Annotated in this window: 9 protein-coding genes; 7 read left to right on the top strand and 2 right to left on the bottom strand. The window is 42.3% G+C overall.

Going from position 1 to position 12,817, the window contains the following annotated elements; all coding sequences use genetic code 11:
* Window positions 1-12: 12 nt before the first annotated feature.
* Window positions 13-3,102 carry an efflux RND transporter permease subunit gene (locus C2M30_RS00190; RefSeq protein ID WP_105170249.1) on the bottom strand — a complete coding sequence of 1,030 codons (3,090 nt, stop codon included), beginning with the start codon at window positions 3,100-3,102 and terminating at the stop codon, window positions 13-15.
* Entirely contained in the window at window positions 3,099-4,160 is a 1,062-nt protein-coding gene (locus tag C2M30_RS00185; protein WP_105170322.1) for an efflux RND transporter periplasmic adaptor subunit, read from the bottom strand. The genes C2M30_RS00190 and C2M30_RS00185 overlap by 4 nt, the downstream gene beginning before the upstream one ends.
* Window positions 4,161-4,382: 222 nt before the next feature.
* Here C2M30_RS00185 and C2M30_RS00180 point away from each other — a divergent pair, with 222 nt between their 5' ends.
* The 7 genes from C2M30_RS00180 to C2M30_RS00150 all read left to right on the top strand — a co-directional run bounded on the left by C2M30_RS00180 (window position 4,383) and on the right by C2M30_RS00150 (window position 12,812).
* Complete coding sequence (locus C2M30_RS00180; RefSeq protein ID WP_100914130.1) at window positions 4,383-5,075, top strand: DUF2982 domain-containing protein; 693 nt, start codon at window positions 4,383-4,385, stop codon at window positions 5,073-5,075.
* Window positions 5,076-5,150: 75 nt separating this feature from the next.
* Window positions 5,151-5,483: a hypothetical protein gene (locus tag C2M30_RS00175; RefSeq protein WP_105170248.1), complete on the top strand. Its 333-nt coding sequence runs from the start codon at window positions 5,151-5,153 to the stop codon at window positions 5,481-5,483.
* Between the two features lie 113 nt (window positions 5,484-5,596).
* The gene (locus C2M30_RS00170) at window positions 5,597-7,291 is read left to right on the top strand and encodes an Lcl C-terminal domain-containing protein (protein ID WP_105170247.1); all 1,695 of its coding nucleotides are present in this window, start codon (window positions 5,597-5,599) and stop codon (window positions 7,289-7,291) included.
* A gap of 13 nt (window positions 7,292-7,304) precedes the next feature.
* Window positions 7,305-7,826, top strand: coding sequence for an Lcl C-terminal domain-containing protein (locus C2M30_RS00165; protein WP_234004657.1), 522 nt, complete (start codon window positions 7,305-7,307; stop codon window positions 7,824-7,826).
* 60 nt (window positions 7,827-7,886) lie between these two features.
* On the top strand, window positions 7,887-8,669 hold the full coding sequence (locus tag C2M30_RS00160) for a YggN family protein (protein WP_010562027.1): 783 nt from the start codon (window positions 7,887-7,889) through the stop codon (window positions 8,667-8,669).
* On the top strand, window positions 8,669-9,526 hold the full coding sequence (locus C2M30_RS00155) for a sulfurtransferase (RefSeq protein ID WP_105170245.1): 858 nt from the start codon (window positions 8,669-8,671) through the stop codon (window positions 9,524-9,526). Before C2M30_RS00160 ends, C2M30_RS00155 begins: the two co-directional genes overlap by 1 nt.
* Window positions 9,527-9,689: 163 nt before the next feature.
* A complete protein-coding gene (locus tag C2M30_RS00150; protein WP_105170244.1) occupies window positions 9,690-12,812 on the top strand; it encodes an efflux RND transporter permease subunit in 3,123 nt (1,040 codons plus the stop codon).
* Window positions 12,813-12,817 lie beyond the last annotated feature (5 nt).

Raw genomic sequence — 12,817 nt, 5'->3', positions numbered from 1 at the left:
CACTCTATAGTTTTATAACGGATGGTCGCTGGCTTGATCTTGTATTGCTTTTTCAGTGGTTTCTGGCGATTGTGTGTTACGCGCCAGCATGTAATACGCACTTGGAATAACAAATAGTGTTAGCAAGGTAGCCACAACCACACCGGTTAAAATAACAATACCAATAACCATACGACTTTCAGAACCCGGGCCAGATGCCAACACCAGCGGTACCGAACTCATTACTGTGGTTAAAGAGGTCATAATAATTGGGCGCAGGCGTTGTTTCGAAGCGCTGATTAATGCCTCGGTAAAGGCGACACCTTTATCGCGCAGCTGGTTGGCAAACTCCACAATTAAGATACCATTTTTGGCACTTAATCCTATCAACATAACAATACCAATTTGGCTATAAATATTGAGACTAGAGTTTGTAAAGAATAACCCTGTTAACGCGCCGACTAAGCCAAGTGGTACTGTAAGCATAATTACCAACGGGTGCACAAAGCTCTCAAATTGCGCTGCAAGTACTAAGAAAGTAACCGTGAGCGCTAAAATAAACACATAGGTCATTGCCGATGCGCCTTCGTAGAACATTTGCGATTCGCCTTTGTAATCAATCGCGCCTTCAATATCGTTTTCTTCCATTGCCACTTGGTTTAGGAAATCAAGCGCTTCCGCTAATGAGTAATCAGCTGCAAGGTTGGCGCTAATGGTAATGGCGCGCATACGGTTATAACGGTTTAAACGCGCTGCTGTCGCTTGTTCATCAATGGCGATTAAGCTATCTAGTGGTACTAAATCATTGTTACGTGATTTTAGGTAAATCGACGAAATATTTTTAGGGTCTGAAAAGTCAGCTTTGGTGCCTTTTAAAATTACATCGTATTCTTCACCGCGGTCAATAAACGTGGTGACTCGGCGCTGACCCAGCATAGATTCAAGTGTACGACCAATTTGCGAAATACTAATACCCAGATCTGCTGCTTTGTTTTTATCAATACTGACTAAAAACTGCGGAAAGGTCTCTTTGTAATCGTGGTCAAGACGCACCAGCCCTTTGTTCTCACGGGCACGAGCTAGAATTCTGTCACGCCAATCGGCCAGCTCTTCGTAGCTGTTACCTTGCAATACAAACTCAACCGGACGGCTGTTACCACGACCGCCAACACCAGAGCGCATAATGGCAAAGGCGCGCACATCGGTGACATCGGTTAATTTACCGCTGATTTCGCCCATAACTTGCCATGTATCGCGTTTGCGTTCGTCCCAATCGGCCATACCGACAATTGCAACGCCGCCACGGCCACCCCAGCCAGGAACACGAATAAGTACGCGACTCAATTCACCATTTTCCTGATATGGCATCAGTTTTTCTTCAATCTGAGCCATGTTCTGTGCGTTATTTTCGTAGCTTGCGCCTTCAGGGCCATTCATCATTATAAAGAAAGTACCGCGGTCTTCTTTTGGTGTCAGTTCCGATGGCAATTGTTTAAATAACAAGTAGCTAGCAAGGCCTGCAAAAATAAGTAATAGCAACATGCTTTTACTGCTAGCCACGTTGTTACGCAGTAAATTTTCGTAGCCGTTTTCAACTTTGCTAAATAGTGCATCAATTTTATGACTAAACTTCGACGCTTTCTCGCTTGGTTTTAAAATTTTCGAGCACAGCGCTGGCGATAATGTGAGTGCGGTTAAACTTGAGAAAATCACCGCAGCGCTGGTGGCCATAGCAAATTCAGTAAATAAGCTACCAATTCGGCCTTCCATAAAGACTAGCGGCACAAATACCGACACCAGTACGAGTGTTGTTGCAACAATTGCAAAGCCGACTTCACGTGCACCGCGATAGGCCGCAAGCAGTGGCGGTTCGCCAAGTTCTACTCGGCGGTGAATGTTTTCAAGCATTACAATGGCATCATCTACCACTAAACCAATTGCCAGTACTAAGGCGAGTAAGGTAAGTAAGTTAATTGAGTAACCCATGCCGTAAAGAAAAGTAAAGCTACCAATCAGCGCAACGGGTACGGTAATTGCCGGAATAAGGGTTGCGCGCACGCTGCCTAAGAATAAAAAGATAACGGCAACTACTAACGCCATTGCAATAGCGAGTGTGCGATATACCTCAGCAATTGATTCACGGATGAAAATAGATGAATCGTAACTGTCTTGAATGGTGGTGCCTTCAGGTAATGAACGCTTAATTTTTTCTATTTCTTCGCGTGCTTTTTCAACTACGGTTAAGGTGTTAGCTTTGGCTTGCTTAACAATACCAAGGCCTATCATGTCTTTGCCGTTACCGCGGAATAAATTTTCTTCATCAACCGCTTCAAGCTTTACATCGGCCACTTCTTTTAAACGCACTAAGTAACCACTGTCGCCACGTTTAATGACTAAGTTTTGAAAGTCACTTTGCGATTTATAGCTGCGCGCAATACGTACGGTGAAATCGCGATCTACCGATTCAATTTCACCGGCTGGTAATTCAACATTTTCTTGACGTAACACACGTTCAATTTCATCCGCAGTAACGCCTTTTGCCGCCATTGCATCGCGATTTAACCATACTTTCATCGAGTATTCGCGCTGACCACCAAGACGCACATTAGCTACGCCATCTACTACCGCAAGCCTATCAACAATATAACGCTGGGCGTAATCAGACAGTTGCAATGAATTCATTGATGTACTGTTTAATACAAACCATGCAATTGGGCTTTCATCGCTGTCGGATTTTGACACTTCTGGCGGGCGTACTTGCTCGGGTAAGCTATCAAGTGCGCGTGAAACACGTTCGCGTACATCGTTGGCAGCGGCATCAATATCGCGGTCAATATTAAATTCAATGGTAATATTTGAGCGACCATTTCGGCTTGACGAGTTAATGCTTTTAACACCTTCAATACCTGAAATACGGTTTTCTAATACTTGGGTTATTTTGGTTTCGATAACCTCAGAAGACGCACCTGTGTAGCTAGTGCTTACTGACACAATTGGTGTATCAATATCTGGGTACTCTCTTAGCGGAAGCATTGAAAATGCAACTAAACCAAAAGTAAGTAGCAATAAGTTTATTACGGTTGCAAAGACCGGACGTTTAACTGAAATGTCGGTTAAAATCATTTCAGCATCTCCTCAATTGTTACTTGGCTATTTGGTCTGACTTTAATGATGCCTTCAGTCACAATTTGTTCGCCTTCGCTTAAACCGCTGCCAATGGCAACCCATCCACCGCGGCGCAGGCCAATAGTGACTTGACGTTTTTCAATCACGTTATCGTTAATCACATAAACAAAGTGTTTGTCTTGCTGCGGAATAAGTGATTTTTCAGGCACCATCAAGGTATTCTCTGCGCTTAGTTCTAATTGTGTGTAAAGCAGCATGCCAGTGCGTAGCATGTTATCTTTATTATCAAAGTTAGCGGTGATTTTTACACTGCGTGTCGCCGCATCAATACGACTGGCAATGTGTGACACTTTACCGCTGAAGGTTTTTGTTGGGTAAGCAGGGCTTGTTGCGGTTACTGTCATACCAATGGCGATTTGTGCGAGGTATTTCTCTGGTACATTAAAATCGGTTTTAATCACGCTGGTATCATCCAGTGTGGTGATTTCTGTACTGGTATTTACAAAGGTACCTGTAGATACTTCTCGCAAGCCAAGTTTGCCGCTAAATGGGGCGTATAGCTTCATTTCAGCAAGTTTAATTTTAGCGCTAGCCAGTTGTGTTTTGGTTGCCTCATAGCTTGCCTCTTGCTCATCAAGTGCAGAGCGTGCAGTTGCTTGTGTTTTTGCCAGCTGTTGTAAACGCTTTAATTTGCGGTTCTCTTCTTTTAACAGAATTTCAAGTTCTTCAACGCGGGTTTTTTCTTCGGCATCTTGAAGTTCAACCAGTAGCTGGCCTTTTTTAACGGTGTCGCCATCATCAAAAAAGATATTTTTAATATAGTCTGATTGTGCGCTAACGAGCGTTACCGCTTGATTTGCACGCGCAGTACCAAGCGATTCGATAATATTTGCTTGGCGGCTAATTGCCACTTGATGCGCTTGTACTGGTGTTGCGTTTGCATTTTGCTTGTTTTGTTGTCCTTGCGATTCAGGTAAATACAAATAAATGCATAAACCGAATAAAACAAAACAGATGAGGGGGAATAATGCTTTACCAGATTGTTTTGCGTGCATAAAAGTTTCTCGTAAGTGTTCAGGGCTCACTATTCTACTAGACAGTTTAGAACTTGTGCGTGCTAGGCATCGTATAATATTGTGAATTAAACGTGTTTTTTTCCGTGAGTACGTAGAATTTATGAAAAATAAAAGTAAAAATTGCCCATATTGCAAACAGCTACGAGCAGCATTAATTTGGGGTGTTTTAATGGCATGTTTATATTTTAGTGTGTGGGGCTAATGGCAAAGCGTTTAAAAATAGCCGCATCGGCGCATAAATACGGTGGCGAGTTTTTGGTTGCCGGTAGCATTGTTCTGGTGCTGGTATTGTTGTTCGTTAAATTAAAGCCCGAACCCATCTCTATTTTTGATGTGGCGGTAGTGATTGGTGCCTTGTTTGCGATGTTTATTGGATATTTTAAATTATCAGAACCGCGCTATAATTTAGTATTGAGCAACAATGGTTTAGTGTTTTATCATCGCTACGGCAAAGTACGTATTTCTCGCGATAATATCGCTGAAGTTGGTCAGGTAAGTATTGCAAATGATGAACAGTTTATTGAACTTTCATGCTTGGGATTACGGCTTAAGTCGATTGCGCCACTAATTAAGCGTATGCCACCAAGGTTGGCACTTAAGCTAATTATGGAGCAGCGCAACTGGCTAATTGCAGGCATTAAAGTTAAGTGGCCGCTAGGTAATGTGCCGGATGATTGGCTAATTGAGGCGAATCAGTATCAAGATAAGTTTGAATCCAATGGTTTACTCGCCATGATGAGCCATCGTCTTGAGCATTTTAATGAGCTTTATGGCTATCATTTTTTGATATCCTATAATTATTTTGATCGCCCAGCAGATGAATTTGTGAATTTATTGCAACACTGGTTGCGAGATCCCGAGAAAACGATAGAAAAATATAGTAACATCAAGTAGAAAGATAGTTATAAGCGCAAATTGTTGAATGAAAACTCTCAGAGTTTCGCGTTGCGTAAATCGGAAAGGCTGAATATGACAGTTGAAAGAGCATATGTAAAAAGTGGTCGCAACACCATAATTCATAAAGAAAAAAAGTTTGATTTAGTGATTGTTAATGGGGATAACCACCCCAAGATTAGAGTGACTGCTTTTGGTTTACAGCCTTTTAAAGAAAGCCTGCCGCGCAACCGCAGAGAAGCCAAAGAGCGTTATTTAGAGGTCGTGCAAATAGGCTCACCAGATGTATTTGGTGAAGAGAAACAACTTCTTTTTTTACAAGCACTGGATGGCCGAGAGTATAAAGTTGATTACTCAAAAGTTGGCACAAAGCTGTTTGTGCGCGTTCATCAAGAAAGTTACTTGTAGCCCAGAACGATTATTTTATTTCTAAAAAAGCAGTCATAGTTGAAAAATTATGGCTGCTTTTTTGCATTAAATTTTTATATTTTAGAACAACGATTTTTGATTAGGTGTTATTTATGACCATTGGAAAACAGCGTTCCGTGTTGCTCACTTGCTTAAGCGCCATGTTAGTACTGGGGTGCGGTGGCGGCTCAGGTTCATCTAACGATGACAATACCAGCGCGCCTTTGTCTGTTAATGCCGGAAGTGATATTGCACTCGATGAAAAGCTAACGTTTTCAGTTAACGCGGTCGCAAGCCCAGAAGGTGGTACGTTTACTTGGCGCCAGTTAAGTGGGCCGCAAATAGAAGGGTTTCCACTGGAGGGAGCCAAGCAAGAAATTGTCGCGCCCGATGTAAAACAAGATCAAACAATTGAGTTATCGGTTGAATATGTTGCCCCAGATAACCGTACGGTAAGCGATAACTTGGTGGTGTCGATTAACTCAGTTAATTTATTACCCGTTGTTTCAATTAAGCAAACTGCGCCAACAAGCTTACCGTCACAATATGGCGATACTATTGTGTTGTCTAGCAGTAGCTCATTTGATCCTGATGAAAATGGTCAATTAGTCAGTTATTTGTGGCAACAAGTTGCAGGAACGGCAATTACCATTGCCGATAAATCATCTGTTGATTTAACATTTACACACCCATTGCTTGAACAAAATAACGAGGTAACGTTTAGTTTAACCATCACTGACGATGAAGGTGGTCAGCAATCTAACGAGTTAGCGCTAACCTTACAAAAAAGTAATCAGCTAATTTTTGCCAATGCCGGCGCAAACCAAAGCGCGCAAGAATTTTCCACCGTTACCTTAGATGCAAGCGCTTCAACCAGTGTTGATGGCAGTTTTCGCTGCAATTGGGTACAGCAATCAGGTGTAACAGTTACACTCGATAATAGCGATGTGTGCAAAACTCAATTTATAGTGCCAGATGTTGATGCCCCTGAAAGCCTTATATTTGAGCTAACGGTAACGGATAACGCCAATCGCTCTGACAGTGCACAAACGCAAGTACTTGCAGAGCCAAAAGCTCTTGGTTTAATTAATGACAGTGGTATGAATCGCTGCTTTGATAACAGTAAAGAGTTAATTAACTGTGTTTCAACTGAATTCCCAATGCAGGACGCAGCACTTGGCCGCGACATTCATGCCGGTTTACTTGATAAAGTTGGCAGCGGCCCCGAAGCATTTGATTTCACCAAGCTTGATCAGTTTGCCGGAGAGTTGCCAGACAATGCCATTAACTTTAGCTGTGTAAGAGATAATATTTCAGGGCTAATTTGGGAAGTTAAACAGCCCAGTAGTGGCACATTGCCTAATACGCAACTGCGCGAGGCACAAAATACTTATAGTTGGTATTTAACAACGGTTAATAATGGTGGTTTTGCTGGGGTAGAGGCTCCCGCACAAGTTTCTTGCCCAAGTACGGTTAATTGTGGTCTTGATCAGTATGTAACTGAGGTTAATGAGATTAATTATTGTGGCGGTAATAATTGGCGAGTGCCAACCCATAGTGAGCTAAGCTCGCTACTGCATTTCGGTCAGCAGGGTTCTGGCAGTGTGCTGATCTCTGATTTTTTCCCGCACTCGGCAACACTCGCAATTGATGGTGTACTTCCGTATTGGACAATGCAAACCAGCGCTGAAGGTGGACAAAGCGCATTTGCTTGGGCGATTGATATGTTTTCAGGTAAAGACATTGGTTATCCTAAACAAAACCTTGGCTACATACGTTTAGTGCGAGACACCAGTAATGATGATTAATAAAGAGGGTACTATGCGTATTTTTAGTAAATTATCGATTATTGTGACTACAACTATCTTTGCATGCTCTGCTAATGCGCAAGTATGTGTTGGTAATATTCCTAGCACGTCACCAACAGCGCAATTTACGGTAAATGCAGATGGCACCGCGGTTGATAATTTAACTGGCCTGATGTGGATGCGTTGTAGTATTGGTCAATCGTGGGATGCGACTAATAGCACCTGCACCGGTGGCACTGAGCAGTTAACTTGGCAACAAGCCTTGCTAGTTGCAGCAGATTATCAATACGCTGGCTTTGACGATTGGCAGTTGCCGAATGTTAAAGAGTTAAGTTCGCTTGTTGAACGTCAGTGCGTTGATGCGGCAATTAATAACGTTGTATTCCCAGCAACATTGGCACAAAACTATTGGACCAATACAAGCGGTGTTGGCAGTATTACTCAAGCATGGGCTGTTGCCTTTTATAGCGGTAAAACAAACCTAAGAAGCAAAACCTCAGATGTGCACTTGCGTTTAATGCGCTATGCGAAATGATTTGGTATCTACCTCGTTAGTTTGATAATCTTGTTGGGTTATCTTTGGGGTAGAATTGTTATGAAGTTGGTGCGATTTTGGGTCTTTTTGATTACAAGCTTACTGTTTTCAAATGCATCGTTGGCTGATGAATTATGTGATGTTGAGCTTGGACATGGCTTAATTATTACCGATGATGTCATTCGCATTGTCGATAAAGGACAAACCAATGTGCAGATAAATAACGACACTCAGTTGTTTATTCGTGGCCGTTGGGTTGAGCTTAACGATGAAGAGATGCAAGTTTTAAAAGAATACAGTAAAGGGTTGCGCAGTACCGTACCTGAACTGGTTAAACTTGCTACCGACGGTGTGAATTTAGGCTTGTCAGCAATTGAACAAGTGGTTACAGGCTTTACCGATAAAGAGCCTGAAGTGTTAAAAGACCAACTAAAGTACGTTGAAATTGCCCTAAAAGATAAATTTAAAGCGGGCGATGACTTTTTCTATATCGCACCACAATCCCTTTCTAAATTAGATGATTTTTTTGAAAAAGAAATCAGTCAAAAAATTCACTCTGCTGTGCATGGTTCTCTCGGCGCTATTTTAGTTGCGCTTGGTGATGCATTTGAGTCAAATGAAGGCAATATCGAGCAGAAAATCACAGGCATGGGTGAGCGTATTGATATTATCGCCAGCGAAATTGATAAGTCATTGCAAAAGAAAGTTGTGCAGCTCGAACAAAAAGCGAATCAATATTGCGGTTGTCTACGTACCTTAAATGAGACTGAAGACAAACTACAGCAGCTAGTACCAGAACTTGCTGATTTTGATTTAGTACAAGTAAAAGGGTTGAGTTTGTAATGACTAATTCAGTATTTGATAACACTGATTTTCAAGTGGATTGTACTTGGTTAAAGCAACACCTCGATGACACTAACTTAGTTGTTCTTGATGCCAGTATGGATAACCCGGTAAATAAATCAAAAGATCAAAGCTGTGGCGTGATCCCAGGCGCAATACGTTTCGACTTTAGTAAACATATTGTAGATGTAACCGCATCATCGCCCAATACCATGCCGAGTGCGCACGTTTTTGAAGATAAAATACAGCAGTTAGGAATTAATCAAGATTCGCATCTGATTGTATATGATAAACAAGGTATGTTCTCTGCAGCGCGCGCTTGGTTTATGTTTAAAACTATGGGCTTTGATAATGTTGCTATTTTACGTGGCGGCTTACCTGCATGGCAGCAACAGGGTTTTGATGTTGTTGAAAATTATGCGATACCAACTGTGAAAGGTAATTTTAAAGTTCAGCAAGATAAGCAGCTATTTGTTGATAAGCACTATGTATTGAATGCAATTAACAATGACGATATTCAAATTGTTGATGCGAGAGGTTATGGCCGTTTTAGTGGACAAGAAGCAGAACCGCGTGAAGGGATGCGCAGTGGCCATATTCCAAACTCGCTTAACTTGCATTACGCCAGTTTGCTAGAGCAAGGTGAGTTGTTAGATAAAGCTACGCTAAAACAAATTTTTAACGAACTTGTTCCCGCACCCAAAGAGTTTATATTTAGTTGTGGATCAGGTGTAACTGCGTGTATTTTGGCATTAGCAGCCGAGATTGCGGGGTTTGATAATGTGAAAGTGTACGATGGCAGTTGGAGTGAATGGGGTAAAGATAAGCTGTTACCAATCGATACTGTGTCAAACTAAATCATATAATAAAACGAACTTTTAGATGATTTAGTTTGTTTCTATGTCATTTATCTTAGTTCTTTGTGCGTTCAACTTTTCGAAATATTTACACACAATTTACAACTAGCAATGATGATACAAACAACTAGACTACACCTAGTTATACCCCTGTATTATCATTATGAATATCACAAGAAGTTCCTTAAAAAACCCAGCCAGCGTGCTGGTGATTTTAGTGCTAATTATGCTGTTTGGTACAATTAGTATCTTTAAACTACCTATCCAATTAACCCCCGATATTGAGCAACCACAAATCACGATTATTTCAGGTTGGCGCCAAGCTGCCCCAGAAGAAATCGAGTCAGTGATCATTGAGCCGTTAGAAAATGCGGTAAAAAACACGCCTGGTGCGCTTGAGGTAAATACGCAAATTAACCAAGGGCAGGGTTTTATTAATTTAACCTTTGCTGTTGGCAGCGATATGCAAGAGGCGATGCTAAATGTGCTAAACAGCTTAAACCAAGCTCCGCCTTTGCCTTTAGATGCAATGGACCCAATTGTTACGGCAGGTGGTAATGCCGGTCCTGGCTCCGGTGGGCCAACCGCAGCAACGTTATTGGTGGTACCTACGGAAAGTAGTGGCCATCTCGATATGGCGCGTTATCAAAAACAAATTGATGAATTAATCCAACCACGTTTGGCTAAAATTCCCGGCGTAGCCTTTGTTAACTTGGCGAGTGAAAGGCCACGTGAATTGCGCGTTACTTTTGACCCCCATAAAGCGGCCGCATTGGGTATTAGTTTAAGTCAAATTAGCCAAACGTTAGCGTCGTCAACCGACACTTCAGGTGGTATTGCCGATGTTGGTCGTCGTCAATATACCGTACGTTTCACTGGGCAATATGATTTAGATAATATGGCGCAAATGCGCATTGGCTATTCAGGAGAGCGCGCTATTTTCTTAGGCGATGTAGCGAAAATTGAAAATACCGTAACAGACCGCCGTGCAATGACGCTGCGAAATGGTAAACCTGCTTATTACATTACGCTTACCCGTGCCAATGAATCGAATACAGTTGCGGTACTTGATGAACTGAATGCCACAATTAAAGAGTTAAACGAAGGTATATTAGCCCAAGAAGGCTTGGCGATTGAATTAAGTTACGATGCATCTGTGCATATTCGTAACGCATTACAGTTGGTAAAAAGTAACCTTGGCCTAGGTGTATTATTGGCCTGCGGTATTTTGTGGTTGTTTTTCAGAGGTTGGCGTACAACGTTAATTATTGCATCGACAATTCCGGTGTCGTTAATGGTGGCTTTTTTAGCGTTAAGTATTTTTAATCGCAGTTTAAATGTGGTGTCGTTGGCAGGATTGGCGTTTGCTGTAGGTTTAGTACTTGATGCTGCGATTATTGTGCAAGAAAATATCACGCGATTGATGCAAGCAGGCATGGCGCGAAAGCAAGCCGTGTTAAAAGGCGCGGTGCAAGTAAGTGGTGCGCTATTTGCCTCTACCGCAACCAGCGTGGCGATTTTCCTACCAATTTTATTTATGGCGGGTATTGAAGGACAGCTCTTTTCAGATTTAGCGTTAACGCTTTCTATTGCGGTAATTGCCTCATTAATTAGTGCTATCAGTATTATTCCTATCGCCAGTAAATATTTACTGAGCAATGAAAATAACGACGATCAATTTCATGCCTACTGGCGTCGTTTAACCAATTTAATTATGCGACTCACTAGCACGCGTACTAAGCAAGTTTCTTGGGTGGTAGGACTGTTAGGTGGCGCGATACTGGTGACATACACGTTAGTGCCGCAAACTGACTTTATGCCGCGCGCACCAACGGATGGTTTCTTTTATAGTTTAGTAACACCAGCCGGTGCCAATATTGACTACATGGAAGAGGAACTGGCCGAGAAAGTAAAACAGCGCTTAATGCCTTATTACTTAGGTGAGAAGTCACCTGCAATCAAAGATTTTAATTTCTATGTATTTGGTTCAAATGCGGGTGGCTTTATTTATTCTGCCGATGCTCAGCGCGTAGAGGAGCTAATGCAAGTTGCTCGCGAGGAAATATTTGCAGAGTTGCCCGATACCCAAGTCTTCTTATTTCGAGGCTCGATGATCCAAGTAGCAAATGGGGGTAACGGCCGTACTTTAAGTATCGATTTGCAGGGCTCCGATATGGAGCAATTGATGTCTACTGCGCAACTAGCACTGGCTGAAGTGAAAAAAGCTATGCCAGAAGCAATGGCGCAGCCGCAACCTTCTCTTAATATGGCTGAGCCTGAATTGCGACTCACGCCAAATGATAGACGCATTACGCAAGCGGGTTTAACACGTCGTGATGTTGCAAGTGCGGTGCAAGCCTTTACCAGCGGTATGTTTATTAGCGAATACTTTGACGGTAACGAACGCATGAACGTGATTTTACGCGCTAATCCATGGCAAAGCCCTGAAGAGCTAGCGAGTTTACCTATCACAACACCATTGGCAGGTGTGCAAACGCTGGGTGAGCTAGCCACTATTGAGCGAACCGTTGGACCATCTCAATTACGCCGTGTAAATGGCTACCGTACGGTGAGTATTCAAATTACGCCGCCAAATGATATGAGTTTACAGCAGGCGCAAAAAATACTTACTGAACAAGTGATGCCCGTTGTGCGTGAAAACTTACCTCGCTCAGCAAACGCAATTTTGGCGGGTAATGCGCAAAAAATGAATTCAGCAATTGAAGAAATGGCCTACAACTTTGTGCTTGCGCTATTTATTTTATTTTTGTTGATGACGGCACTGTTTAAATCGGCTCGCGATAGCCTATTGGTGTTGTTAGTTATGCCTCTGGCCGTAGCGGGCGGCATATTGGCGCTAGCGGCACTTAACGTTGTGAGTTTTCAGTCACTCGATTTACTTACTATGATTGGCTTTATTATTTTACTCGGGCTGGTTGTGAACAATGCGATTTTATTAGTAGATCAAACTCGCCAAGGCGAACGCGATGGTTTATCACGCCGTGAAGCGGTTGAAAATGCAGTACTTATTCGTGCAAGACCGGTTTATTTAAGTACCTTAACCAGTTTATTTGGCATGTTGCCACTGATGATAATGCCAGGTGTTGGCTCGGAGATTTATCGTGGACTGGCAACTGTAATTGTCGGCGGCATGGCAATTAGTGCCATGTTTACCTTAATTTTAATGCCAAGTTTATTACTACTAGGTAAACAAACGCCACCGCAATTAAAACAAGCAAATACTAAAAACGATAAAACACAATTAGATCTGGTTGCTAATAAATAGGGGAT

This window comes from Pseudoalteromonas sp. T1lg24 (assembly GCF_002964745.1).
GTDB classification, from domain to species: Bacteria; Pseudomonadota; Gammaproteobacteria; order Enterobacterales; family Alteromonadaceae; genus Pseudoalteromonas; species Pseudoalteromonas spongiae.
The sequence above is the reverse complement of the archived record's forward strand: the minus strand, read 5'-3'. Positions and strand labels throughout refer to the sequence as shown.

Bases quoted from the DNA above. Each gene is read 5' to 3' on its own strand.
- C2M30_RS00155 (WP_105170245.1), top strand. From the start codon at position 8,669: ATGACTAATTCAGTATTTGATAACACTGATTTTCAAGTGGATTGTACT.
- C2M30_RS00150 (WP_105170244.1), top strand. From the start codon at position 9,690: ATGAATATCACAAGAAGTTCCTTAAAAAACCCAGCCAGCGTGCTGGTG.
- C2M30_RS00170 (WP_105170247.1), top strand. From the start codon at position 5,597: ATGACCATTGGAAAACAGCGTTCCGTGTTGCTCACTTGCTTAAGCGCC.
- C2M30_RS00190 (WP_105170249.1), bottom strand. From the start codon at position 3,102: ATGATTTTAACCGACATTTCAGTTAAACGTCCGGTCTTTGCAACCGTA.
- C2M30_RS00165 (WP_234004657.1), top strand. From the start codon at position 7,305: ATGCGTATTTTTAGTAAATTATCGATTATTGTGACTACAACTATCTTT.
- C2M30_RS00160 (WP_010562027.1), top strand. From the start codon at position 7,887: ATGAAGTTGGTGCGATTTTGGGTCTTTTTGATTACAAGCTTACTGTTT.
- C2M30_RS00185 (WP_105170322.1), bottom strand. From the start codon at position 4,160: ATGCACGCAAAACAATCTGGTAAAGCATTATTCCCCCTCATCTGTTTT.
- C2M30_RS00180 (WP_100914130.1), top strand. From the start codon at position 4,383: ATGGCAAAGCGTTTAAAAATAGCCGCATCGGCGCATAAATACGGTGGC.
- C2M30_RS00175 (WP_105170248.1), top strand. From the start codon at position 5,151: ATGACAGTTGAAAGAGCATATGTAAAAAGTGGTCGCAACACCATAATT.